The 23,313-nt window shown below is 43.6% G+C and carries 22 protein-coding genes and 1 pseudogene; 14 read left to right on the top strand and 9 right to left on the bottom strand.

Annotated elements, in window-relative coordinates; all coding sequences use genetic code 11:
- Positions 1-70 precede the first annotated feature (70 nt).
- A complete protein-coding gene (locus BCT49_RS23505) occupies positions 71-1,318 on the top strand; it encodes a carbohydrate porin (protein ID WP_372165894.1) in 1,248 nt (415 codons plus the stop codon).
- Between the two features lie 98 nt (positions 1,319-1,416).
- Here BCT49_RS23505 and BCT49_RS23510 read toward each other — a convergent pair whose 3' ends face one another.
- The gene (locus BCT49_RS23510; protein ID WP_004731619.1) at positions 1,417-1,884 is read right to left on the bottom strand and encodes a hypothetical protein; all 468 of its coding nucleotides are present in this window, start codon (positions 1,882-1,884) and stop codon (positions 1,417-1,419) included.
- A 368-nt stretch (positions 1,885-2,252) separates the two neighbouring features.
- On the opposite strand from BCT49_RS23510, the gene BCT49_RS23515 reads away from it, so the two are divergent.
- Positions 2,253-3,257 (top strand): Solitary outer membrane autotransporter beta-barrel domain, encoded by a 1,005-nt coding sequence (locus BCT49_RS23515; protein ID WP_102438560.1) that lies wholly within the window; start codon positions 2,253-2,255, stop codon positions 3,255-3,257.
- 202 nt (positions 3,258-3,459) lie between these two features.
- The gene (locus BCT49_RS23520) at positions 3,460-4,524 is read left to right on the top strand and encodes a GGDEF domain-containing protein (RefSeq protein WP_102438562.1); all 1,065 of its coding nucleotides are present in this window, start codon (positions 3,460-3,462) and stop codon (positions 4,522-4,524) included.
- 28 nt (positions 4,525-4,552) lie between these two features.
- On the opposite strand, the gene BCT49_RS23525 is transcribed toward BCT49_RS23520, so the two are convergent.
- Complete coding sequence (locus BCT49_RS23525) at positions 4,553-5,548, bottom strand: helix-turn-helix domain-containing protein (RefSeq protein WP_102438564.1); 996 nt, start codon at positions 5,546-5,548, stop codon at positions 4,553-4,555.
- 158 nt (positions 5,549-5,706) lie between these two features.
- Here BCT49_RS23525 and BCT49_RS23530 point away from each other — a divergent pair, with 158 nt between their 5' ends.
- From BCT49_RS23530 to BCT49_RS23545, 4 genes are read left to right on the top strand one after another with little or no spacing between them, the layout of a single operon-like run.
- Entirely contained in the window at positions 5,707-6,828 is a 1,122-nt protein-coding gene (locus BCT49_RS23530; RefSeq protein WP_102438566.1) for an HlyD family secretion protein, read from the top strand.
- On the top strand, positions 6,818-7,837 hold the full coding sequence (locus BCT49_RS23535) for a DUF2955 domain-containing protein (protein ID WP_102438568.1): 1,020 nt from the start codon (positions 6,818-6,820) through the stop codon (positions 7,835-7,837). Before BCT49_RS23530 ends, BCT49_RS23535 begins: the two co-directional genes overlap by 11 nt.
- 22 nt (positions 7,838-7,859) lie before the next feature.
- A complete protein-coding gene (locus tag BCT49_RS23540) occupies positions 7,860-8,960 on the top strand; it encodes an AI-2E family transporter (protein WP_102438570.1) in 1,101 nt (366 codons plus the stop codon).
- Entirely contained in the window at positions 8,961-9,620 is a 660-nt protein-coding gene (locus tag BCT49_RS23545; protein WP_102438572.1) for a potassium channel family protein, read from the top strand.
- A 118-nt stretch (positions 9,621-9,738) separates the two neighbouring features.
- Here the strand turns inward: BCT49_RS23545 and BCT49_RS23550 are convergent, their stop codons facing one another.
- Both BCT49_RS23550 and BCT49_RS25955 read right to left on the bottom strand, forming a co-directional pair.
- Entirely contained in the window at positions 9,739-10,278 is a 540-nt protein-coding gene (locus BCT49_RS23550) for a DUF3332 domain-containing protein (RefSeq protein WP_102438574.1), read from the bottom strand.
- 246 nt (positions 10,279-10,524) lie between these two features.
- Positions 10,525-10,686 (bottom strand): hypothetical protein, encoded by a 162-nt coding sequence (locus BCT49_RS25955; protein WP_198592590.1) that lies wholly within the window; start codon positions 10,684-10,686, stop codon positions 10,525-10,527.
- A gap of 266 nt (positions 10,687-10,952) precedes the next feature.
- Here BCT49_RS25955 and BCT49_RS23555 point away from each other — a divergent pair.
- Positions 10,953-11,547: pseudogene (locus tag BCT49_RS23555) on the top strand (hypothetical protein).
- A 231-nt stretch (positions 11,548-11,778) separates the two neighbouring features.
- On the opposite strand, the gene BCT49_RS23560 reads toward BCT49_RS23555, so the two are convergent.
- Complete coding sequence (locus tag BCT49_RS23560) at positions 11,779-11,988, bottom strand: hypothetical protein (RefSeq protein WP_102438576.1); 210 nt, start codon at positions 11,986-11,988, stop codon at positions 11,779-11,781.
- A 624-nt stretch (positions 11,989-12,612) separates the two neighbouring features.
- On the opposite strand from BCT49_RS23560, the gene BCT49_RS23565 reads away from it, so the two are divergent.
- The 6 genes from BCT49_RS23565 to BCT49_RS23590 all read left to right on the top strand — a co-directional run bounded on the left by BCT49_RS23565 (position 12,613) and on the right by BCT49_RS23590 (position 18,788).
- A complete protein-coding gene (locus tag BCT49_RS23565; RefSeq protein ID WP_102438579.1) occupies positions 12,613-13,992 on the top strand; it encodes a sensor histidine kinase in 1,380 nt (459 codons plus the stop codon).
- Complete coding sequence (locus tag BCT49_RS23570) at positions 13,989-14,621, top strand: response regulator (protein ID WP_102438581.1); 633 nt, start codon at positions 13,989-13,991, stop codon at positions 14,619-14,621. Before BCT49_RS23565 ends, BCT49_RS23570 begins: the two co-directional genes overlap by 4 nt.
- Positions 14,622-15,082: 461 nt before the next feature.
- Positions 15,083-16,015 carry a siderophore ABC transporter substrate-binding protein gene (locus tag BCT49_RS23575; RefSeq protein WP_102438583.1) on the top strand — a complete coding sequence of 311 codons (933 nt, stop codon included), beginning with the start codon at positions 15,083-15,085 and terminating at the stop codon, positions 16,013-16,015.
- A gap of 99 nt (positions 16,016-16,114) precedes the next feature.
- A complete protein-coding gene (locus BCT49_RS23580; protein ID WP_102438585.1) occupies positions 16,115-17,068 on the top strand; it encodes an ABC transporter permease in 954 nt (317 codons plus the stop codon).
- Entirely contained in the window at positions 17,061-18,011 is a 951-nt protein-coding gene (locus tag BCT49_RS23585; protein ID WP_102438587.1) for an iron chelate uptake ABC transporter family permease subunit, read from the top strand. The genes BCT49_RS23580 and BCT49_RS23585 overlap by 8 nt, the downstream gene beginning before the upstream one ends.
- A gap of 12 nt (positions 18,012-18,023) precedes the next feature.
- Positions 18,024-18,788: an iron ABC transporter ATP-binding protein gene (locus tag BCT49_RS23590; RefSeq protein WP_102438589.1), complete on the top strand. Its 765-nt coding sequence runs from the start codon at positions 18,024-18,026 to the stop codon at positions 18,786-18,788.
- Between the two features lie 125 nt (positions 18,789-18,913).
- Here the strand turns inward: BCT49_RS23590 and pstB are convergent, their stop codons facing one another.
- The 4 genes from pstB to pstS form a co-directional block, all read right to left on the bottom strand.
- The gene (gene pstB / locus BCT49_RS23595; protein WP_372165896.1) at positions 18,914-19,672 is read right to left on the bottom strand and encodes a phosphate ABC transporter ATP-binding protein PstB; all 759 of its coding nucleotides are present in this window, start codon (positions 19,670-19,672) and stop codon (positions 18,914-18,916) included.
- Between the two features lie 89 nt (positions 19,673-19,761).
- A complete protein-coding gene (pstA, locus tag BCT49_RS23600; RefSeq protein WP_102438593.1) occupies positions 19,762-20,598 on the bottom strand; it encodes a phosphate ABC transporter permease PstA in 837 nt (278 codons plus the stop codon).
- The gene (gene pstC, locus BCT49_RS23605) at positions 20,595-21,515 is read right to left on the bottom strand and encodes a phosphate ABC transporter permease subunit PstC (protein WP_102438595.1); all 921 of its coding nucleotides are present in this window, start codon (positions 21,513-21,515) and stop codon (positions 20,595-20,597) included. Before pstC ends, pstA begins: the two co-directional genes overlap by 4 nt.
- A 174-nt stretch (positions 21,516-21,689) precedes the next feature.
- Positions 21,690-22,736, bottom strand: coding sequence for a phosphate ABC transporter substrate-binding protein PstS (pstS, locus tag BCT49_RS23610; RefSeq protein ID WP_102438597.1), 1,047 nt, complete (start codon positions 22,734-22,736; stop codon positions 21,690-21,692).
- Positions 22,737-23,313: the final 577 nt, after the last annotated feature.

Genomic DNA, 23,313 nt, shown 5'->3' on the forward strand with positions numbered 1-23,313 from the left:
TCATCAAATGACAATTTTCAATGTGAGCAATGAATAAAATAGAACTCACTCAAAAAGCATTGGTGACAAGATGAATTCAAGACTATCTAAAGTAAGTATGGCTATGATGGTGCTAGCAACCTCAATGAGCCCTGCGGTGTATAGCGCAAATTTCGAAGGTCCAGATTCGGTTGAAAATACAATTTCAAAACAAAAAGATCAGCAACTGGATTGGCGTGAAAAGCTTGCTGCGGATGGTTTTACATTTGGTGCGGATTACTTTGCTTTAGGCCTTACTTCTGGAGATGGCGTTGGTGGCGATAGCGTTAATGCATCATCGGGTGTGGCACGACTATACGGCTCATGGCACCTACTAGGGAATGGCACACAGAACTCAGGTAGCTTGGTATGGAAGGTCGAACATAGGCATGCTTATGGCAATACTTCACCAAAAGAGTTTGGCTTTATAGGTTCAGACCAAATTGGTTATGTAGGCTTGATAGCACCAGCTTTCAGTGACCAAGGTTTTCGAGTTACGGACTTAAACTGGAAGCAAAAAATCAATGATGGTAAAGGTACTATCGTTGTCGGTTGGCAGGATGTGACGAACTACGCCGATGTTTACGCTCTCGCAAGCCCTTGGTCTGGATTTACGAATTTAGCATTCTCGACAGGCTCAGGCGCTATGGGGCTGCCAGATGATGGTGTGCTCGCTCTCTCTGCTGGCCATATGCTAGGCGAGAATTTTTATGTCGTCGGTGGTATCGCCGATGCAAATGGTCAGTCAGATGATATTTTTGATGGCTTTGACAGTGCTTTTGGTAGCGATGCGTCTTACTTTACAACATTGGAGTTAGGTTGGACGGCTTCGCAAGAGCAGATCTATACCGATAACTTCCATGTGACTTTCTGGGACTTTGGTGACGATACTCGCCATAGTAATAGCCTTGCAACGGAAGGTGGCTCGGGTGTTAATTTCTCATGGAGTCAGTTCATGACTCCGCAAGTGATGCCGTTTGTTCGTGGTGGTTTCTCTGAAGGGGACGTTGCCCTTTACGATAAATCGATTTCCGTTGGTATGGGCTATTTCGGGTTAGGAAAATCGACGAATAACCTAGGTGTTGCGCTGAACTGGGCAGAAGTGAATGGCGATTCTTTTGAGGCTGATGCGAAAGCGATAAGTGGCGGCACAGAACAATGGACAGCTGAGATCTACTACAACATGCAGCTCAACGACTTCATTCAAGTGACACCGGACATCCAGTACATAAAAGATCCTGCGTTCTCTAGTGAGAGCAGCGCTTGGGTATTCGGTATTAGAGCGAGAGTGTTTATCTAATTTCGTTATTCATTATCTTGTTTAGACTTAAAAGCTAGACGTAAAAAAGTGAGCCCATGGTGGCTCACTTTTTTGTCTTTGGTGTGTATGAAAAGCAGTTATGCTTTCTCTGCTTTGGGCGTGTCATCGAGTGCGAAGTAGATCTTTGAAACAATAATCTCTGCGACCAAAATAGTGAATACCACAGCGAAGAACGCCACAACACCGTTCCAAGGGCCGGTGAAATCGACTTTGTCGCCAAATAGGATATTGATCGCTTCTAGCATCACGAACTTTGAACCCACCAGAATTACGTAGCTCGACAGGCCTCTGTAAATCTTAGGCGCAGTGCCGGGCTTCGACTTGAAGTAATCCGCGAGTTTATGTTCTAAGCCGATAGATAATTTGAGCAACAGCTGCAGCAAAATCGCGGCAGCAAATGAGATGGTGAATGACTCGATATTAACGAAGTCCCAGTATTCATCAAAAAAATTGAGAACGGTTAAATCAACGAGGACTGCGAGTGTGTAGCCGACAAAGAGTCGCTGGGGCGTATTAAATCCATATACTTTTTCTATATTGCTCATCTACTTCTTCCTGAGTAAAGGGTTATAAAAAACTTAGGAGATAAACATAGGATATTCAAACGCTTATTGTTCAGGATGCGAAACAGCTCTTAAAGTGCGAGTGGCGTATTATGGTAAGTATCCCAATTAAGATTGATTCAATATGAGTTCTCGGATGAGTTCTCGACATTAACCTAAGATTTAAACAGAGTTACATATGATTATTCACTTTAGAATCCAAGACGTGGAAGAACTTTGGGGAGCCATAAATTTGGCGACGCTCTTGCAATCGGAACTGAGAGCGGTATCAACCACACTATTAACTATCTGATTGAAATAGTGAAATTACCAATTACACTTGAAGCATAAGTTTGAATGGAGTCAACTTAATGCTTTCACCCCAATCGTTATATCCCCCTTCTATTGCTTTACTTTTAACAAGCCTAATTTCTTCCTCGGCCTATGCTTCTAATGAAGCGATCCAGAATCGTTTGGAGAAAATATTCGCTGCATCCATTGCGCTCACTGACAGTGATGCCGTTTCAATTGGCTTTGTCGATTTTGACCCGAACTCGTTTATCAATTTAAACGATAGTGGTTTTGGCTCCGATAAAACCATCGACACTCGAAGCCAAGTCAGTGTCGGCTCCATTCCTTATTCTTCCGTGATTAAAACCGATGATCCTGACTTAGATTTGATTTGGTCTGTGCGAGTGTCTTACGCGCTCTCTGAACAAGATATTGAGATCTCTTCAGATGTGACTCCTGATCGTCGTGTAAACCCCAGTCAAGACTCAGTATTGGGCCTGTATGGCTTTATGGGGCTTCAAAACCACTTAAACCCACATTGGTCTATCGCTTATGGTTTAGGCACTCACTTGCTCTATTACCGCAACAAATACGAATACAACAACAGTTACTCTCAAGCGTTTCAATCTCAGCTCGACGGTTACGCGCTGAATACCTCGGCGTGGGCATTGATTGGTGAGCCGTCAGTCAAAGTTAAATACCTTCAGAAACAGGAGTGGGGAAGTTGGAATGTCTCTTCAAGAGCGCGTTATTTCTATGGAACGGGTTGGGGTGAAGCGAATGATGGTGATATCGGTAACCCAGAAGGGTTTCGGTTTATCAATGAAGTTGAGTTCAGACAAAACGTTAAATGGGCGTTACTTTCCCTAAATAATCCGCAGATTCATTATAACTTCAGACGAATCGATATTGCTGGCGATCTGGAAGACCCTTTAGATACGCATTATTACTATGAGTTTGGGGCTGGTTTGGTGTTCGATGTGCCCTACGATTCTTACTTTTTTGATAACTTCGGTGTCGGAATCAACTTCAATTACGGCAGTTCTTTGAGCGGTGGCAGCTTACTGTTTTTACTTAATAACTAGCTCTTCTTTCTTAATGACTGGCTTTTCTTTGTTAATAACCTGCTTATCTAGCTAAGTAACTGAATTCTTTTGTTCAATGGCTAGCATAAGCTTATGAGCTTCTTGCTAGGTATGTAATTTGAATTTATATGTGTCGTAAAATGGTAAATATCATCGTTAAAACTTAGCCATCATAGCGATCCGCCCATCACCTGAGCAAACTATGAACAAGTTAAGTTTTGACCGAAAAGTGCCGCTATACGTGGTATCTGCACTTGTCCTTAATATGGCCGTTAGCTTGTGGTTGCTGAGCATTGCTTCTACGGCAGCCATGGTTTTTTCTGTATGTACGCTGTTCTTGATCAGCACTCTCATTACCGGACGCCTTTATCGCCATGAAATGACTCAAAGCAAGAACAGCTTGTCTGAGGCGATCATTGATGGCGTCGCTGGTTTTATCATTCTCGATAGCCAATTGAGAGTGATACAAGTCAATCAGCAGTTTTCTCGAGTTTCAGGCTATGCCTTTGAGCAAGTCGAATCTCGCCCAATTTCTGACCTTTGTTTTATGAACAACAACGGTGTGGTATCAGCCATTCGCGCGTCACTTAAGCAAAACCATAGATGGAAAGGGGAGCTGAGTGGTGTTAGCCGACTTGGCGAACACTTTACCGTGAATGTGGTTGTCGAAAAGCTAGCTGAAATACTGCCACACAATGAAAAGTATGTCGTGACGTTTACCGACATCAGCCGACGTAAAGTATTAGAGCGTCGATTAAGAGCGCTGGTGGACACTGATTCACTCACAGGGTGCTGGAACCGCCGCCGTTTTGATAAAGATCTCAGTCATTATTCAAACCTCGCCGAGCGCTATGGTTACACGCATTCTTGTTTGGCCTTGATCGACTTGGATCATTTCAAAGCGGTCAATGATAACCATGGCCATGACCAAGGTGATATTGCCCTTAAAGAGGTGGCTGAATTACTGAGAAACAACAGCCGAGATACCGACATTGTCGCTCGAGTCGGGGGCGAAGAGTTCGCTATCTTGATGCCAGAAACCAATTTGTCAGAAGCGTTTGAGGCCATGTACCGATTGAAAGAAGTGATCGCCAAGGGCACAACCTTGAATCTCACGGTGAGCAGTGGTGTGTCTGAAATACAAGCGCAAGCTGAAACGACCTACCGCAGTGCGGATAAGGCGTTGTATCGTGCCAAAGGCAATGGCCGAAATAGAGTGTGTAGCTCCAGTTCAGGCATCCCAACAACACCGATTGTGCTTGGGTAATCTATTTAACTAACGAACTTAACGATGTCTAAGCCGAAATTGAACGTTGGTAAATCTTCGGCGTAAGGCCGGACACTCGCTTAAAGGCGCGGGAGAAATGCGAGATGTTGGTGTAACCCAGTTGGCTAGAGATGTAAGTCAGTGTGTGACCTTCTTCCATCAGCTCACAGGCTACAGAAAACATCAGGTTTTCTTTGATTTTCCGATAGGTAGTATTTTCGCCTTTGAGTTTGCGTTGAAAGGTTCTCACTGAAAAGTTAAGCAGCTCAGCCGCTTCTTCAAGTGAGAGGTCTTGTTCTTTCATATAGGGCTTGAGCAACTCGTAGACACTGTCCGTAAAACTGGTGTGCCATTCAATAATCGCAGGTTTTGCGCTGAGGTCTTTTGGCGTAAGGCGAATAGGCAGTTGTAATACTTCTTCAGGAATAAGCACTGAAGTCGAATTCTGGTCGACAAACATTTGGCAGTGACTTGGCACAAGAGTCTTGATGATGTCGACGTTATGCCCTTGCAAGCGAACTTTGGACGGTTGCCAAGGTGACTGAGATAAAATGGTTATTAATTCAATAATATAGATGATGGCAAAGGCTTCACCCCATTGAAACATCGGAGATTCTTCGTAAGGTGCAGTGCGACAAAACCAGCTTTGACCATGTTCTTGAACGAAATCCACTCTGCTGCCTGGGGAGTCATAAGCAAAAATTGTATTGATGTGCTTTAACGAATCGCCAATGGTTTCAAACTCGGTAAATTGATGCAAGACGTGTGGGATGATTCGACGTTTAAAGGCGAGGGCGAGTACATCGGTGAATCGAGAGACACCAAGTTGTGCAGACGTTAGATAAATCAGTCGTTTAATGGATTCTGACGGCACAAAGTCACTTTCCGACTCGATAAGATCAGGTGGTAAGCCGGAGTCTTTGAGCAATTCATGCAAGTTGAGCCCATAGTCCGTGAAGATTTGAACTAAGATCTTGGCATAGCTGGTTTGTATTACAGGGACTTGGTAAGGGCTAGGGGCCATGAGCAAACAATCCTTGTTCATCGTTGCATTATTGGACGTGCATATCATTTGCGACGCTTTGTTTAGTAAATCTAACCCTATTTACTTGAGTTTTCCATGGTCGGGTTTATTTTTAAGGTATTAATTTTGTTGATGTTAGTTATTTAGAAGGGAGTCCCATGTCAGAAGTCACAGGGAACAAGCAAGACGACAGTGAAGAAGTTACTCAACCAGAAAACGGTAAAGACAAAGTGAGGAAGGTCACCAACTACCTTCTTTTCTTTGTTGCATTCATGCTTTTGTTCAGTGTTATCGCCGATCGCATCATTCCCATTACGGATAACGCGCGTGTAAAAGGCTACATTGTTCCCATTAAACCGGAAGTGTCAGGCAAAGTATTGGATATTCTGGTTCAACCCAATCAGTTGGTTAATCAAGGCGATACGCTCGCGATTCTGGATGAGTCCGATTACCGAATTGCCGTACAACAAGCCGAGCAAAACCTCGAAATTGCAGGGCAAAATGTCGGCGCTCAAACGGCGAGTATTGCTTCAGCACAAGCGAAACTCACTTCTGCCATTGTGGAAAGACAAAACACCAAGCTGCAAGCCAAGCGTGTTTTAGAGATGGCTGATAAAGGTGTCGTTTCTAAATCGGATGCCGATAAAGCGCGAGCATCGTTGGCGACTTCTCGAGCGGCTGTTGTTAACGCAGAGGCTGATCTTGAAGGTGCGAAGCAACAAATGGGTAAAGAGGGACAAGAAAACAGCCAAGTGAAAGCGGCATTGCTGGCACTTGAACAAGCGCAACTTAACCTTGAACGCACCGTTATCAAAGCGCCAACCCAAGGTGGCGTGTCTAACTTTAGCTTATCGGAAGGCTTTTACGCATCATCAGGGCAAGCGATTATGACGTTTGTTTCAACCGAAGATATTTGGATTGAAGCGTACTATCGTGAAAACAGCTTAGGTAACGTCACCGTGGGTGATGAAGTGGAAGTGGCTTTGGATTTTGCACCGGGTAAAATCGTTAAAGGCCGAGTCAGCAGTATCGATTGGGGTGTTGACTGGGGACAAAATGATCAAGCGGGTAAACTGGCACAAGCGAGCCAACAAACAGGTTGGTTACGTCAAACTCAGATGCTTCCTATCATGATTGAATTTGAACGTGATGATATGAAAGGTATGTTGAGAGTTGGTGGTCAAGCGGATGTGATTGTTTATAGCGGCGATAACTTTGTTTTCAATGCGATAGGCAAGCTTTGGATTCGATTTATTAGCGTATTGTCTTATGTCCGATAAGCCCATACTCGACCAACAAACACAGCAACGGATCCTGCGGTATACCGTGGGGGTCACGTTGGCTGTATTTTTGGCGGCGTGGATCAATTGGCCATTGGCGTTTGTGGCTCCTGTGTTTACTGCCAAGTTTTTAATCGATAAGCCAGATCTGCATAAAGAAACCGTTTATGAGCTATTGCTGGCGGTAGTGGTGACCATGGGGCTAGGTTTGTTACTGTCTCGAGGTATCACACATTACCCAGCTCCTTTGTTGATTTTGGTTGGGTTAATGATGCTTTGGGGTTACTACTTATTCGTTGACCCCAAGTGGAATTTGTTTGCAACCATTCTATTGATTGCCGTGTTGATGCTGCCTTTCATGGCTATCTCAAACCCTGGGATGTCCGTGCTGTTGGCATCCGGTTTGGCGACTTCTGGTGTTGTTTCAGTGATGATTTTTGCACTGGTGCATATCTTTTTTCCAGAGCCAAAATCGAAGTTTTCAGGCTTCGCTGCAGCACCGCTAGAAAAGAAACAACGTTGGTACGCGGCTTTTCGCGCAATGATCATCTCTTATCCCGTGGTGTGCTTTTTCTTTATCTTTCAGATATCTGAAGCACTACTGACCATGATGTTTATTGCTTTGCTGTCGTTAATGATCACCTCAGAAAAATCCGTGAAACTGAGCGCTTTTCTCGTGATCAGCAATGGTATTGGAGGCTTGTTAGCGATTGCTGCTTTTTCAATCCTTTCTATTGTTCCCAATATTGTCTTCTATTCTTTATTTATAGGCCTTGTCGCTATTTTTATGGCCACAAAGATTTATACCGTTCCAGAAAAAGCACCCATTTTTGCCACTGCATTTAGCACCTTATTGGTACTTGTGGGCAGCACATTGATGAGTTCTGGCGATATTGATAGCAACACATTCATTCGCATATTCCAGTTATTGCTAATTGGAATCTATATGATTTTGGCTTCTCTCTTCCTTGAAACTAGGAATTGGAAGTTCTTACAGAATCAGCCTTAATTTTGCCCTACAAGGACGTCTCATGAAGTTAACCGATGATTTTTCAAAACAGGCGATTGATGCTGCAATTAAAATTGCAGCCATTGCCATGCTCGTCTATTGGTGTTTTTCAATTCTACGCCCGTTCATTCTGTTGGTGGTGTGGGGTGCAATTATTGCGACTGCGCTGTACCCAGTTGCGGTGGCGATTTCAAATAAAACCGGGATGTCGAAAGGCAAAGCCAGTGCATTACTGAGTTTTATTGGCGTGTTGTTGCTACTGATTCCATTGGTTGCTCTCTCTTCTGGTATCTACACCAGTGCTTCAGACCTGATGACCGGTGTGCAAGATGGAACCTTAACCCTACCTAAGCCGAAAGAATCTTTACAAGACATCCCGTTAGTCGGCGAGAAAGTTTATGCGGCCTTGGTGCATGCTTCGTCCAATATAGAAAGCGTGTTCATTAAGTATGCTGAAGAACTCAAGATATTCGCGAGCAAAGCCGCATCGATTTTAGGTTCATTGGGTGGTGGTTTCATTCAATTTATTATCTCGACCATCATTGCTGGTGCGTTTATGAGTAATGCCGATAAATGCCAAACGGGTATGACTCACTTAGTGGCGCGTTTAACAGACGGCAAAGGTGAAGAACTGGTACAGCTTTCTAAATCGACCGTGCGCAGTGTTGTGCAAGGTGTTATTGGTGTGGCTGTGATTCAATCCATGATGTCGGCAATTGGTTTGGTGATTGCAGGCGTTCCTGCTGCTGCGTTTTGGGCGCTGGCTGTGTTGCTCATTGCAATCATCCAACTGCCGCCGATTCTTGCTCTGCTACCTGCAATCATTTACATGTTCAGCGTTGAATCGACATTGGCGGCGAGCTTGTTCTTGGTGTGGTGTATTTTGGTGAGTGGCAGTGACGCTATCTTGAAACCTGTACTACTAAGCCGTGGTTCTCATATTCCAATGCTGGTTATTTTGTTGGGTGCGCTGGGCGGAATGGCGATGTCAGGCATTGTTGGTTTGTTTGTTGGTGCTGTGATTCTGAGTTTGACCTACGAGCTGATGATGGCGTGGCTTGGACTTGAAGATAAAAACCAAGAAGAAACTGAGAAAAAACCAGCAGAGGCCGAGGAAAAATAGATGAAGCCAGTCTCTAAAGACGACAACTTCTACTTCTTATTCTATGCACTGTTAGTGTTGTTTTTTGGTTGCGCGGTGATGCAGCAGTTTTATCCACAAGGCCAGAAAACGATACTGTTCCTCATCATCATTACTCTAGCGAGCTCAATTGTTGGTATTCATAAAGAGCGAGCCTTGTATCGCTCTTGGTATGGAATATTGCTGATAACAGCAACGGTGTCCGGTGTGTTTTCGTTTTTGGAAGGCTATAACCTGTCGATAGTGACACTGTCTGCTTTGGCTATGTTTTTGTTTTCACACATTTACTCGGCGTTAAAGCAGGTGATGAAAGCGACAACGGTGACACCCAATCATATTATTGGCTCTATCTGTATTTACTTGTTGTTGGGATTCGCTTGGTCGACCATCTATTTGCTGATTTTGGAAATCTTTCCAAATGCGTTTAATGGCTTAGAAGAGCAGTTCTGGCTAACGAACTTGTTCAATGCGATGTACTTCAGTTTCATTACTTTGACCACTGTTGGCTATGGAGACATTTCACCGACGTTGCCTATTGCTCAGTTCTTTGTGTTTATGGAATCCATCATCGGTAGTTTCTATTTAGCGATTATGGTTGCGAGTTTGGTGAGTATTCGGCTTGCTCAATCTCACTCCCAATAGAGCATTTACAAATAGTAGAGTACATACAAAGAAGCCCAGCAATTGCTGGGCTTCTTTGTTTTACGCTGTTCAAAGTCAAACGTAGCTTTGACTTTGAATTCAGTGCGAGCTACGAATCTTAAGCCTCAGTGCCTTGAATCTTCTCTAGCTCAGCGATAGTCGTTTGAGAGACTAACTGACCGTCCATGTAGTAAGTTACGTTCTGACCTTCTTTGATACCAGTTAGCGTTGCGGTTTCACCACTGGTGTAGACGATATCCATTTGGATAGTGTTTTCGTCGATCTTAATCATCTCACCAGTCTCGATAGTACGGTTGTTTGAGATTGGTCCGACAGGCGCCTCTTTCAGGCTCGAATCCAGTTCGTCATTCACTTTGAAGTGTGTGTCTGTCTTCGTATCGAATACGTGTGGCGCGCCACTGATTGGGTTTTTACCCGTCCAGAATTCAAGCGAGTTGAATACCACGTAGTCGGCTGCGGTTGTAATACCGTATACAGGCGCTAATAAGAAGTTTACACCTGCACGAGCATAGCGGTTATCGACAACTTCAACGTTAAATTTCATCACTTTCCCTGTTACGGCGTTACTGCCGATACAACCAGTTAGCGCAGAAGCCAAAACCGTTAGTCCTACAATTTTAAGTGCAATCTTTTTCATTTTAGTACCTGTATAAGTTAGAAGTCTGTTTTGTTGGAACAGGTGTAGTATGGTTTTTATTCGATGGTCAGTTTTACCATTTAACGCCATCGGCGATATAAAATGTCATCGGATTTTCGGTATAAAGTGTTAGTTATCAAAAGCTCGATCTAAAAAATCGAGTTATAAACATCTGGGCATAAAAAAGCGCGACCTAAAAGGGCGCGCTTAATGTTTTGCAAGGGAGTGTCGTGTTAACCACAACGGCTACTTCATAACATAGCTATAAGTCTTTACTGCAAACCAGCGGAAAAATCGGAATAAAAGGGTGGTGGCTTTAAAAGCAAACTTGGCGATTGAAACCATTGCTTCTGCTGCAATGCTCATGCATTTATGTAAATCGGATTCTTTGTATTCTGAATAGGTCATATTGTTCTCTCAATTCTCACGGTTATCTTTCATATGTAAGTCATGACTCCTGTCTGGCTGTATACCCTGTGCAACTAATGTACGAATATTCACCAAGAGAGACTTACCATTTAATGCCATATGGATTAAAAGTTAGCCGAAAGAGAAGGCCTTGAGATAATTTGAGTATATCGCTAGGTGTAACTCATGAAGTTACGGAGAAATCACGGTTAATAGTGGTATGATCAAGGACTCAGCACCGTGAGTTATTAAGAATAGGAAACAGAATGAGCAACCTTACCGATCAGCAAGAAGCTGCAATGGCTACGTTTAAGGAAAACTTACACCTTCCAAATGGTGGTTTTCACAAACTGATTATCGAGCTAAGTAAGGAATTTCAGCTGCCTTTTCAAAAGGTGCGTGGCGTTTTAAAAAAAGCTCAAAAAGACGTTGAGCGTCAAATTCGTGAAGATATTAAGAGTGTTGATGATGGGGTTCTTAGCCAAGCGAATTGGTTGAGCATCATTAAGGTCAAAGCTTATCGAACTGGCGGAAGATAACCAAACGGTAATGGATAAGCTGCAACTCAATCTGAAATATCAAAAAGTGTTGTCGGCAACCAATGGTTCAATCGCAAGTGAAGACGAGCGTGATGAATTGATTGAAGAGTTGATTCAAGCTTATGAGAAAGAGGTGTTCAAGCCTTTACTGGCAATGCTGCATACAACAAAGCTGTATTGGAAGTTAATGCTGGTGGATGAGACATGTAAGATGAATGAGGAAAATCGTGAGAAGTTCAGTGATTACCCTCAACACATGCAAGCTGCAGAACACTTATATACTTTGGATCAGAAGTTAAGGTCGATGCCGTTAACTTATTAGTCCATGAATGCACTGATAATGACGCATTGGTGATTCAGAGTTCGATATAAGTTGGTTTCAGTAGAAGTACGATAACCTAGCTAGCGTTAGCCGCGTGTGAAATGCAAAAAGGGCTAGGTTTCTGATCTGTTTTACTTCTACTCTATTTTGTTCTGCTAGAGCGAATTGAGGGTGACATCTTTGACATCTTTGGGACTAAGCTGTGTTTCTTTCTGTAGCCTTGGGGAAATGCTATAGGAGTGTGAAATGTCCTAGGGTGTTTCCGTTGCCTGAAACGATAGTTCCGATGCTGTCTCGTTCATTAAATTCAAAGTCGATGAGATAACTGTGATGTTGTAGCTTGGGCAATATGTGGCGGTGGAGTATATCGCTATTGAGCTGTCGAATCTCGGTGACCCATGAAAGTTCTTCTTTGTGTAAGTCTATTTTAATCTTGAGCATTTATTACCTTTTAGTTTATTGACTGTTTTTTCGCGTGATAGTTGGTACCAATGGGTTTGTCGTGTTGTTCTGCGTGACATAACTGTGCCTTGTGTTTATTACATTTATATTTAAGTGATCGATCTATTTTGAATTCGCTAAAAAGAAAGCAAATGACGAATAGAACGGTAGTGGGATCTGATTTAAAAGCTATTGAATGACTATCTGGGTGAAAGCTGACGCAGAGATGGTGTAACGAGGAATCGAGAACTGTCTTTGTGGAACTTGGACTTACTTTAGCATTAACAGCTCTATAGATTAGAGCCAGGTGGCGAACTATACGCCTAGTTTTTTAAATTACAACCCTATTTTAAATTTATTTTCAAAATAAACACGAATGATTTATCAGCGTTTGTTGAGGATTTACTGAGCGTATTGGTGGGGCGGTGACTCCTTCGTTAAGCGTGTTATTGATGATGTTTGTTGACCTCATCACTTGTTCTACACATTTTCGTGTTTTTATTATTAATTGCCTAATTTAAGTGGCTGTTATATATCATCTTTACATTGTAAATTACAAATCGTAACTATTGGGCCAAGTGTTGTGATTGCAGGGCTAGTGAGCTTTGTTTACACTTACAACCTATGGACATATTAGTCGTATTTACCCTTTATCTGATCTATGGTTTGGCTTTCTTTGCCATTGGTTTTTCTGTCGTCTTTAGAAACTATAAAAACAGCCAGATCAGTATCTCCAAACTTCTTCCTATCCTCGCTATCTTTGGCTTTGTTCACGGTATTCATGAATGGTCTGAGCTTTATTTGCTGTTACATTCTGACTCGTTGGATAAATCTCAACATATTGAAGTATTTAAAGTTTTCAAACTTTGGTTCTCTTACCTAGCGCTTGGTGCTTTTGGTTGGAAGATGTTTGATATCATCGAGTGGCGCTGGATCCGATGGGCAAGAGTCGGGATTATTTCTCTGCTGATCATCTTCATTTTTAGCTTAGTTGATCGTTATGATGATCAATCATTTCAGACTTACATTGCCATTAGTAGTGATCACGTTAGATTGCTGTTTGGTTTGGGCTCTGGTTTGTTAGCGGGCATAACCATGATCGTTTACGGCAAGCAATTTTATGATGTCGAACATCAAGCTGCGTCTCCCTTTGTTTATACAGGGGCTGCGCTTATCTTATACGGCATGACTTCGGGCGTTTTAAGTTCTGACTACGGTATCTGGGTGATTTTCCTAAGAACCTTGTGTGCATTGGCGATACTGCATTTCTTGTGGAAAGCACTACGGGTATTCGATAGAGAAAGAGAACTTCAAATTGAAGCTATGGTGCACCGCTCGTTCCAAGACGAAAAGTTGAAGGAATTAGGCGAGCTGACCTCAGCGGTTGCTCATGAAGTCAAAACACCACTCAGCAGCGCATTGATGAGTTGTGATTTGTTGGAAAAAAGACTGCCTGATGATGAGAATGCGACTAGGCAATTAGTAAGAATCCGCAATGGAATCGAGCGTGCAGCCCATATAAGCCAAGAGGTGCTGAATTACGCCCATCACCGAAAGGTGTCATTCAACCTCGTTACTGTGCAAGGCTTGTGTCAGTCGGCACTTTCACTGGTGGAATACCGATTATCAGACTTCGATATTGAATTGGATATCGACAGTAAATTACGTGTCTACGGAGATGCGATTCACTTAGAAGAAGTGCTCGTGAATATATTGGTGAATGCTGCCGATGCGAGTGAGCTTAACAAGCACATTTCTATTTCTGCGTATCCATTAGGATCTAACGTGATCATGGAGCTCACTAACCGTGGGCCTTCAATTCCAGAAGATGTTATCGACAAAGTGATGCAACCTTTCTTTACCACTAAACCAGTAGGCAAGGGGACAGGAATGGGGCTGGCTATCTGCCGACAGATCATGATGCAGCATCATGGTGACCTGACCCTGCACAACCTCGAGAATGGACTGATGGTTCGACTCAAACTACCTAAGGTAACCCAATGAAATTAAAGCTATTGCTTGCAGAAGATGATGAGCAATTAAGAGAAGTGTTGGTCGAAGCGCTAACACTCGAAGAGTTCGACGTTCTCGCGTTTGATAATGCAGAAGACGCGCTGGATGCAGCAGGGGAGGAGGCGTTTGATCTTGCCTTGTTTGATGTGGTGATGGGCGGCATGACAGGGGTTGAAGCTCTGTCTAACTTACGCCGATTACAGCCTAATATCGGGATTGTGATTACCACAGCGTTTGCAACGGTCGACGTTGCGGTTGATGCCATGAAAAAAGGGGCGGACGAATTCTTAACCAAGCCCTTTAATCTGGCGGCTTTGTCGGTAACGCTGAAGCGTGTTTATGCCGAACGATCGCCACAGACTCCCGTCGAAGAGCGCAGCAACGATCAAGTCTTTAGTGCGTTAGCGAATCCTATTCGCCGCGCTGTGTTGAATCATTTGAGTATTCATCAGAAACTCAAGTTCATGGATTTATGCCGCGTGGTGGGGATTGAAGATCATACCAAGTTCAACTTCCATCTAAGACAGTTAGTGAACAGTGGGTTGGTGAAGAAAGGGGAGAACCGTATTTACTCTCTGACTCGTCGTGGTAAAGAAGTGCATTCTAGTATGTTGAAATAGATATGAATCCTTCTTCATCCTGTTGATTTATATTAACTTGTATCTTTAACTTCGCTCGATTTGGTTTTATGGTTCACGCAAAGAACGTCGTGATCCATGGCTGTTTAACTCTCTATAATTCCATTCAGTGCTCTACAATTTCCTTCAACTTTCTACGATTTGTTCCTTCTTGACCTACCTTCTTGTTTCTCTTCCTTGGCTATATGCTCATGCTTAGAACATGACCTAGCAAAATATGAATACCCACTTTTACGTTTCTGAATAACAAAGTAGTTGTGCCTCAATTTTATCGCAAATATAATTGATAATAATTATCACTTGCGTTACAAGTTTGTTGTCAATTCAATGGCAAACTTTAAATTATCGTTATTTAGCAGTTGTGTACTCCCCATGCTCATCTATGAGTAGTGTGACTTTTATTGTCATGAGTGGTGGTTTATCTCAATGGCAAAGGAAGAAACATGAAGAAAACTATTAATTCAGTTCGCCAGTTATTGAGCGGACTTGCCATCGTTCTTGGATCGTCTTTGATGATGACCGCTCAAGCGGAAACCATCACTATTGAGCACGTAAAGGGCACAGCGCAGTTTGATGAAGTACCACAACGAGTGGTAGTTCTTGGCTTTGGTAGCTTGGATGTGTTGGATAAAATTGGCGTGAAACCAGTAGGCGCGCCTCACAGCCTAATGCCTGACTACCTTACGTCATACAAAGAAACGACGGCGAATACTGGTTCATTGAGCGAACCTGATTTTGAAGCTATCTACATGTTGAAGCCTGATGTGATCATCGCGGAAAACCGTATGCTTAAGGTTTACGACAAGCTGGCACAAATCGCCCCAACGATCATGTTCTCTATTGAGGGCGACAAGTACTGGGCTGATGCTCAACAAAACTGGCGCGCACTAGGTCAGCTATTTGATAAGCAGGCTGAAGTTGAAGCGATCATCACAGAGACTCAAGATTCTATCGCAGCGGTAAACGACAAAGTAACCTCTGGCGAAACTACAGCAATGATGCTGATGAACAACGGCAACAACATTGCGATGTTCAATAAAGGCAGCCGCTTCTCAATCATCTTTGACGACTTTGGTTATGTTGAATCAAAGAGTGCAAAAGTAGCGCCAATCAAAGGTACGCACGGTAACCTTATCTCTTTCGAATACATTGCAGATGCAAAGCCTGAAGTGCTTTACATCCTAGACCGCGAGAAAGCGATTGGTAAGTCAGAAGGTCGTGCACCACAACTGTTTGATAACCCATTGGTAGCAGCAACACCAGCAGCGCAGCAAGGCAACATCGTTTACCTTGATTCAAGTGCTTGGTATTTGGCTGGTGGCGGTGTGACAGCGATTCACAGAATGCTGGGTGACATTGAACGTACGATTCAATAGTAACCAATAATCAGATTTTCGGGCTTATAAGAGTGTTCTTATAAGCCCTTTTTCACTTTTCATACGGACTCCAAGAGACCTACCTTTAGTATTATTTCTATGTTGAAACCCATTGCAGCTGCTGTATTTCTTGTTGTGTTATGCATTGCGTCATTGATGATTGGGGTCGCTGAAATCAGTTTTAGTGACTTCTTCAATGGCAACCAACACGCCAACTCTATTTATATTGTTAGTCGAATTCCTCGACTGTTCGCTATTGTGCTTGCTGGTGCGGGATTGAGTGTGTCTGGCTTGATCATGCAGCAGATCGTACAGAACAAGTTTGCCGCGCCTTCAACGATGGGCACCATTGATTGTGCCATGTTGGGTTACATCGTCGGTATTCTAGTGCTGGGTAACGCCGCGCAATGGAGCTACTTAGGCTTTATCTTCGCGTTTGCAGTATTTGGCACAATGCTATTGGTTCGCTTCCTACAGCACCTCAAGTTTAAGAATGCAGTTTTGGTGCCTTTGATTGGCATCATGTACGGCAACGTGGTTTCCGCACTGACGACATTTATTGCCTATAAACACGACTTAGTACAAACCATGTCGGCATGGACGATGGCGAATTTTGCGAGCGTGTTGCAGGGCAGCTACGAAATCCTTTATCTCGCGGTTCCTGCTTGTGTGTTGGCTTACTACTTTGCGAGCCAGTTCAGTGCGGCGAGCATTGGTGAGAGCTTCGCGAAAAACATCGGCTTGAATTACCAGAAGATCGTCTTCATTGGCGTTGCTCTTGTGGCTATCTGTGCCTCTTCTGTCGTGATGATTGTCGGTGTTATCCCATTCCTTGGCCTTATCGTGCCGAATATCGTGTCGCTGATGATGGGCGATAACATGAAGAAGATTCTGCCTTGGACAGCTTACTGGGGCGTGATCTTGGTATTGGCTTGTGATTTGTTAGCTCGAATCGTCATCTTCCCTTATGAGATCCCAATCTCGATGGTAATCAGCATCTTTGGTGGCTTGATTTTTATCTACCTAATCATGAGAGATAAGTCGAATGCGTGATTCAGTAAAAATTGCGATTCTGGCTATCGCGTCTTTGGGCATGATGGCGTTGTTTATCGGGCAGGGGCTGACGTGGGATAACTACGAGTTCTTCCTGTCTTTACGACTACCAAAACTGTTGTCGATTGTGTTGGCTGCTGTGGCGATCTCTGCGTCGTCATTGGTTTTCCAAACTATTACTAATAATCGAATTCTAACCCCATCCATCTTGGGTTTTGACAGTTTGTACATGTTGGTTCAAACGGTGCTTTTGTTTGTGTTTGGCAGTACGAGTTTCTGGGTGATTGATTCAATCGCAAACTTTTCGATGTCTGTGTCTGTGATGATCTTGTTCTCCTTTGCTTTGTTCCATTTCTACTTTAAGAGCAAACGAAACAACGTATTCACGCTGCTGCTGATTGGTATCGTGTGTGGCAGCGTGTTCTCAAGTTTGTCTAACTTCTTGGCGATGTTGATTGACCCTAACGAGTTCGCGGTGCTGCAGAATGTGATGTTCGCGAGCTTCAACAACGTGAAAGGTGAGCTAGTTTATCTCAGCCTTATTCCACTGGGTTTGAGCTTACTTGGACTATGGTTGTTGGCTCCTAAACTTGATGTGCTTTGGCTTGGCGTCGATAACGCGACAAGCTTGGGTGTGAACACCAAGCGACTGACTCAAATTACTTTAGTGATTGTGTCGGTGATGGTGGCAGTTTCTACGGCTTTGGTTGGCCCAGTGCTTTTCTTCGGCTTAATTACAGTGAGTTTAGCTCGTCAGATATTCAGCTCTTATCAGCACCGTACTCTTATCATCGCTAGCAGCTTGTTAGCCGTAGTATTGCTCGTTTCTGGCCAATGGTTCATCGAAAAAGTGATGTCATTTGAAACCACAGTGAGTGTGATCATTAACTTGGTCGGCGGTTTGTATTTTATGTTCTTGTTGTTACGCACCAGAATTCAGTAAAGGTAGTAAGTAGTGATTAAATTAACAGGTTTAAGTAAGAAGTATGGCAAATCACTCGTGGTGGATGATGCCAGTGCTATGTTCCCGAAAGGTGAAGTAACTTCTATTATTGGCCCAAATGGTGCGGGTAAAAGTACACTGCTATCAATGGCTAGTCGCTTAACCGAGAGTGATGCCGGTGAAGTGATTATTGGCGACAAGCTACTGGCTGAATGGGATACCAAAGAACTGGCCAAGCATCTTGCGGTGTTAAGACAGTCGAACAACATCAACATGCGCTTTACGATTCGTGAGTTGGTTTGTTTTGGTCGTTTCCCGCATTCTCAAGGTCGCTTAAAAGACGAAGATCATAAGATCGTTGATACTGCGCTAGAGCACCTTGGTATTACTGATATTCAAAACAAATACCTTGATGAGCTCAGTGGCGGTCAGCGCCAAATGGCGTTCATCGCAATGGTTGTGGCGCAAGATACTGATTATGTGTTCTTGGATGAGCCACTGAACAATCTAGATATTAAGCACTCTGTGGAGATCATGCAGACGCTTCGTCGTTTAGCCCATGAGTTTAATAAAGCGGTCGTTATTGTAATTCACGACATCAACTTTGCTTCTTGTTACTCAGATAACATTGTCGCGATGAAAAAAGGCCGAGTGGTTAAGTCGGGTAAGGTGTCGGAAGTGGTTGAAAAATCAGTGATGGAATCGATCTACGAGATCCCTTTTGAGATTCGTGAGTTCGATGGTGTTCGAATCTGTATGTATTATTCAGGTCGTTAGATTTATTAGTTTCTAGTTTCTAGTTTCTAGTTTCTAGTTTCTAGTTACAGAAAAGAAAGAGCTCCCGTATGAGGAGCTCTTTTTGTTTTCAGTCGTTAGATCAGTCTATTAAGTAATAAGATCTGTTAGCCGAAATCACCCGAAATATAACGCTGGGTACGGTCGTGTTTCGGCGCTTTGAATATCTGCTCGGTTTCACCAAACTCAATCAACTCACCAAGATACATGAAGCCTGTGTGGTCAGAGATACGCATCGCTTGTTGCATGTTATGAGTCACGATAACGATGGTGTACTTCTCACGAAGCTCGGTAATCAACTCCTCAATCGCTGCTGTCGCAATTGGATCGAGTGCCGACGTCGGCTCATCCATTAGGATAACTTCAGGCTGCAGGGCGATGGTACGCGCGATACACAGACGTTGCTGTTGTCCACCGGATAAACCCATCGCATCCGCATTCATCTTGTCTTTCACTTCTTCCCATAGGTGCGCACGCTTAAGCGCCTTCTCGATTTGAGTATCGATTTCGTCCTTGCTGAAGCCACCTTTGAGTTTTAGGCCAAAGGCCATGTTGTCGTAGATAGACATCGGGAACGGCGTTGGCTTTTGGAAAACCATCCCAACCTTTGAACGCAGTTCATTGAGGTCAATCGAACCCAGAATACTTTCATCATCAAGCAAGATATCGCCTTCTGCATATTGAGTGCGGTACAAATCGTAAATACGATTCATGGTTCTCAATAGCGTTGATTTACCACAACCTGACGGGCCGATAAGCGCCGTTACCTTATTGTTGTAAATCGGCATGGTGATGTTCTTTAAAGACGCTGGTAGATTCTTGTTGTAGAAGAAGCTCAGGTCTTCAATGTGCATGCGACAAGTCATTGCTTGGTCGTTCGCTGCCTCGGTAGACAGGGTATCAAGACCTTTTGAGAAAGAGTTGTCGTTTACTAATGAGTTAGTCATTGCTGTCATTATGCTTTTCTCGCTTTCAGGTATTTAGGCAAGCTTGTCGCTAGGATGTTGATAAATAGAATGAATGAAGTAATTAGAAGGGCACCAGCCCACGCTAATTCTTGCCACGATGAATAAGGGCTCATCGCAAATTGGTAAATGGTCACTGGCAGGTTCGCCATGGGTGCGCTCATGTCTGTGGTCATGAAGCTGCTATTTAACGCTGTGAATAGCAGGGGAGCGGTCTCACCTGAGATTCGTGCGACAGACAACAAGATAGCCGTCACGATGCCCGGACCCGCAGCGCGATAGCTGAGCTTAGTGATCACGCGCCATTTTGGAGCGCCTAAACCACTGCCTGCTTCTTTCAACGTTGGTGGAACCAGTCGTAACATCTCTTCTGTAGAAGATATGATCACAGGCAAAGCCAAGATGGCTAACGCGATAGCGCCGGCCCATGCCGAGTAAGACCCCATAGGTACGACGATCACCGCGTAGATAAACAAACCCACCAGAATAGACGGTGCGCTCACTAACATCCCGTTAAGGAAGCGCAGCGTTTCCGCAGTTTTATTCTCTTTAGGCGCTTCTGATAACCAAGTCCCCGCGAGTACACCCAGTGGAGCCGCAATCGCGATACCCATACCGGTTAAAATCAAGCTTCCGTAAATCGCGTTCTTTAGGCCGCCTTCGCTGCCCGGAGCTGGAGTGAGCTCAGTAAATAAGCTCCACTTTAATCCTTTGATTCCTTCACCGATTAAGGTGTAGAGAATACTCGACAGTACGAGAAGCCCTGTTGCCGTCGCAGCAATACAAAACGCGTAAAACAGGCCGTTTTTTAGCTTTCTTAGGTTCATGCTTCGCCCCTTTTTAGGAAGTAGCGGGCTGCGCCCATGACAAGGAAAGTGATCGCAAATAACACAAGGCCCAACGCAATTAATGAGGCAATATGAACTTCATTGGTGGCTTCATTGAACTGCTGAGCGATGGTTGACGAGATTGAACTCGCTGGCATAAATAACGATGTTTCAATGCGGTTTGCGCCACCGATGACGAAGGCCACCGCCATGGTTTCACCTAATGCGCGTCCTAAACCTAGAATACCTGCGCTTGCGACCGCGCTTTTAACTTTGGGTAGCAGTACTTTTGTGATGACTTCAAATGGCGTTGCGCCAACACCGTAGGCGGCTTCACGTAGAACGTCTGGTATAGAGCGAAGAGCGTCACGTGTGAGTGCTGTCATGATAGGTAAGATCATAAACGACAAGATGATGCCCGCGCTAAGTAAGCCGATGCCGATTGGCGGGCCACTAAACCAAGTTCCAAGCAGCGGGACGCCAGATAGGTTGGTTAAAGCCCACATCTGGAAGCCTTCAGAGAACCAAGGTGCGAAGACGAATAACCCCCACATGCCGTAAATGATGCTCGGGATTGCAGCGAGTAGCTCAATCGCCTTACTTACTGGGTTACTGATCCATTTTGGCGCTAATTCAGCGAGAAAGATTGCAGTGCCTAAGGCGACTGGAACCGCTATACACATCGCGATGAAGGAAGTAACCAGTGTGCCGTAAATAGCCGAAGCTGCACCAAAGTTACTATTAATAGGGTCCCAGACATTGTTGAACACAAAGCCAGGACCAAATTCAGAAAATGCTCTCCAACCACCATCAATTAAAGAAATAATAATGCCAGTTAGTGCAATAAAAATAAGAATAGAAGAAGTGAAGCTCAATTTTTCAAAAATCGAATCACCATCTAGTCTTTTAAGAATCATTGTTTTATTCATAGGTAAGATAAATACCGCCAGCGGCTATTCCAAAGAATCTCTTTGATAGAATCTATTTGCATAGAAGTTATTTCAAAGAAGATGTATTCAATAAAAATTACAACTGGCGGTATTGGGTCTCAATTAAAAGTTGATATTAGTTTCAATGAACGAATTCATCGATTAATTAAGAATGGCTTTGCCATCGGTAGTTAGCTCTTGTGACCAAGTGTCATTCACCATTTGAGTGACAGCTTTAGGCATTGGAATGTAATCCAATTCTTCCGCTGCACCTGCGCCATTCTCATAACTCCAATTGAAGAAGTTAATGATCTCTTGAGCTTTGGCTGCGTCTTTTTGATCTTTATGCATCAAGATAAACGTCGCTGCCGTCATCGGCCAAGAGTCGGCTCCTGGTTGATTGTTCAGTAGAAGGTGGTAGCCAGGAGCGCTTGCCCAGTCACCATTTGCAGCCGCAGATTGGAACGTCTCCATCGTTGGTTGCAAGAATTTACCTTCTGCACTGTCCATTTGCGTATGAGTAAGGTCATTTTGCTTCGCGAACGCATATTCTACATAGCCGATCGCGCCACGAGTGCGGCTCACGAAGTTTGCAACACCAGCATTACCATTACCGCCGATGGTGGTTGCCTGACGCGGCCAAGTGATGTCTTTACCAACACCTACTTGGTTTTTCCAATCTTCGTTTACTTGAGCAAGATACTCAGTAAAGTTGAAAGTAGTACCAGAACCATCTGAACGGTGGACAACGTAAATAGGTTGAGAAGGAATGGTAAGGTCACTGTTTAGCGCAGCGATATCCTTATCGTTCCAATTGTCAATTTTGCCTAGGTAGATATCTGCAAGCAGCTCACCTGTTAGCTTCATTTCACCTGCTTCAATGCCAGGGATGTTTACAACCGGTACGATTGCACCCATCACCATTGGGAACTGAATCATCTCTTCCTTGTTGAGTTCATCAATTGTTAGTGGTGCATCTGTTGCACCGAAATCAACGGTTTTAGCTGTGATTTGACGAATGCCGCCGCCCGAACCAATCGCTTGGTAGTTGATTTGAATACCAGTCGCTTGCTGGTATTGCTCAGCCCACTTTGCGTAGATTGGATGAGGGAAGGTGGCACCTGCACCATTGATCGTCGTGGTAGCAGAAACATTGAAAGTTGCCGCAACCAATAAAGACGACAATAGTGTAGATTTAATCAATTTCACGGTATATCTCCAGTTAATCTATTATTCATTCGAATAATGTCGGTGTTTGAATAAGGGGTTTTAGTGTTCAAGTAAAACATTGTGATTATTCAAGCTCAGTAAAATTTGACTAGACTTATTAAGTTGTCGAACTGGAGACTATTAATTGAATATTTCAGTTTTATTAAACCGAATTTTAAATGGATATAAATAGAAAAGGTTTATCTGAATGGTTTTATTCTGATAAGAAAACTTCACAGAAAAGAGCTGTTATTACTCGGTGAGAGTTTCGATATTCACAATCAACCAATCAACCAATCAACCAATCAACCAAGTAACTAAGCAACCAGTCATCGAAACAGCCAAACAAACAAGCATGGTTGATTCCAACACTCGATATGCTTGGTCTCACTGTTTTTCGTTCTGACACTGGCAACGAAATGAACGACAAAGTGAATTAGTTGATGAATTGTATAAAGTTTGTGCGACGAGTTTCTGGCATGCATATGAGCTCACCGTTAGTTTGACGTCACTCGAAGATCTATCCTTCATTTTTAACAATCATTTGTCATTTTCATGTTGAGTGGTGTGAAAAGCC

Source organism: Vibrio lentus (assembly GCF_002875945.1).
Lineage (GTDB): Bacteria > Pseudomonadota > Gammaproteobacteria > Enterobacterales > Vibrionaceae > Vibrio > Vibrio apostichopi.

Bases quoted from the DNA above. Each gene is read 5' to 3' on its own strand.
- BCT49_RS23505 (WP_372165894.1), top strand. From the start codon at position 71: ATGAATTCAAGACTATCTAAAGTAAGTATGGCTATGATGGTGCTAGCA.
- BCT49_RS23510 (WP_004731619.1), bottom strand. From the start codon at position 1,884: ATGAGCAATATAGAAAAAGTATATGGATTTAATACGCCCCAGCGACTC.
- BCT49_RS23515 (WP_102438560.1), top strand. From the start codon at position 2,253: ATGCTTTCACCCCAATCGTTATATCCCCCTTCTATTGCTTTACTTTTA.
- BCT49_RS23520 (WP_102438562.1), top strand. From the start codon at position 3,460: ATGAACAAGTTAAGTTTTGACCGAAAAGTGCCGCTATACGTGGTATCT.
- BCT49_RS23525 (WP_102438564.1), bottom strand. From the start codon at position 5,548: ATGGCCCCTAGCCCTTACCAAGTCCCTGTAATACAAACCAGCTATGCC.
- BCT49_RS23530 (WP_102438566.1), top strand. From the start codon at position 5,707: ATGTCAGAAGTCACAGGGAACAAGCAAGACGACAGTGAAGAAGTTACT.
- BCT49_RS23535 (WP_102438568.1), top strand. From the start codon at position 6,818: ATGTCCGATAAGCCCATACTCGACCAACAAACACAGCAACGGATCCTG.
- BCT49_RS23540 (WP_102438570.1), top strand. From the start codon at position 7,860: ATGAAGTTAACCGATGATTTTTCAAAACAGGCGATTGATGCTGCAATT.
- BCT49_RS23545 (WP_102438572.1), top strand. From the start codon at position 8,961: ATGAAGCCAGTCTCTAAAGACGACAACTTCTACTTCTTATTCTATGCA.
- BCT49_RS23550 (WP_102438574.1), bottom strand. From the start codon at position 10,278: ATGAAAAAGATTGCACTTAAAATTGTAGGACTAACGGTTTTGGCTTCT.
- BCT49_RS25955 (WP_198592590.1), bottom strand. From the start codon at position 10,686: ATGACCTATTCAGAATACAAAGAATCCGATTTACATAAATGCATGAGC.
- BCT49_RS23560 (WP_102438576.1), bottom strand. From the start codon at position 11,988: ATGCTCAAGATTAAAATAGACTTACACAAAGAAGAACTTTCATGGGTC.
- BCT49_RS23565 (WP_102438579.1), top strand. From the start codon at position 12,613: ATGGACATATTAGTCGTATTTACCCTTTATCTGATCTATGGTTTGGCT.
- BCT49_RS23570 (WP_102438581.1), top strand. From the start codon at position 13,989: ATGAAATTAAAGCTATTGCTTGCAGAAGATGATGAGCAATTAAGAGAA.
- BCT49_RS23575 (WP_102438583.1), top strand. From the start codon at position 15,083: ATGAAGAAAACTATTAATTCAGTTCGCCAGTTATTGAGCGGACTTGCC.
- BCT49_RS23580 (WP_102438585.1), top strand. From the start codon at position 16,115: ATGTTGAAACCCATTGCAGCTGCTGTATTTCTTGTTGTGTTATGCATT.
- BCT49_RS23585 (WP_102438587.1), top strand. From the start codon at position 17,061: ATGCGTGATTCAGTAAAAATTGCGATTCTGGCTATCGCGTCTTTGGGC.
- pstB (WP_372165896.1), bottom strand. From the start codon at position 19,672: ATGACTTGTCGCATGCACATTGAAGACCTGAGCTTCTTCTACAACAAG.
- pstA (WP_102438593.1), bottom strand. From the start codon at position 20,598: ATGAACCTAAGAAAGCTAAAAAACGGCCTGTTTTACGCGTTTTGTATT.
- pstC (WP_102438595.1), bottom strand. From the start codon at position 21,515: ATGATTCTTAAAAGACTAGATGGTGATTCGATTTTTGAAAAATTGAGC.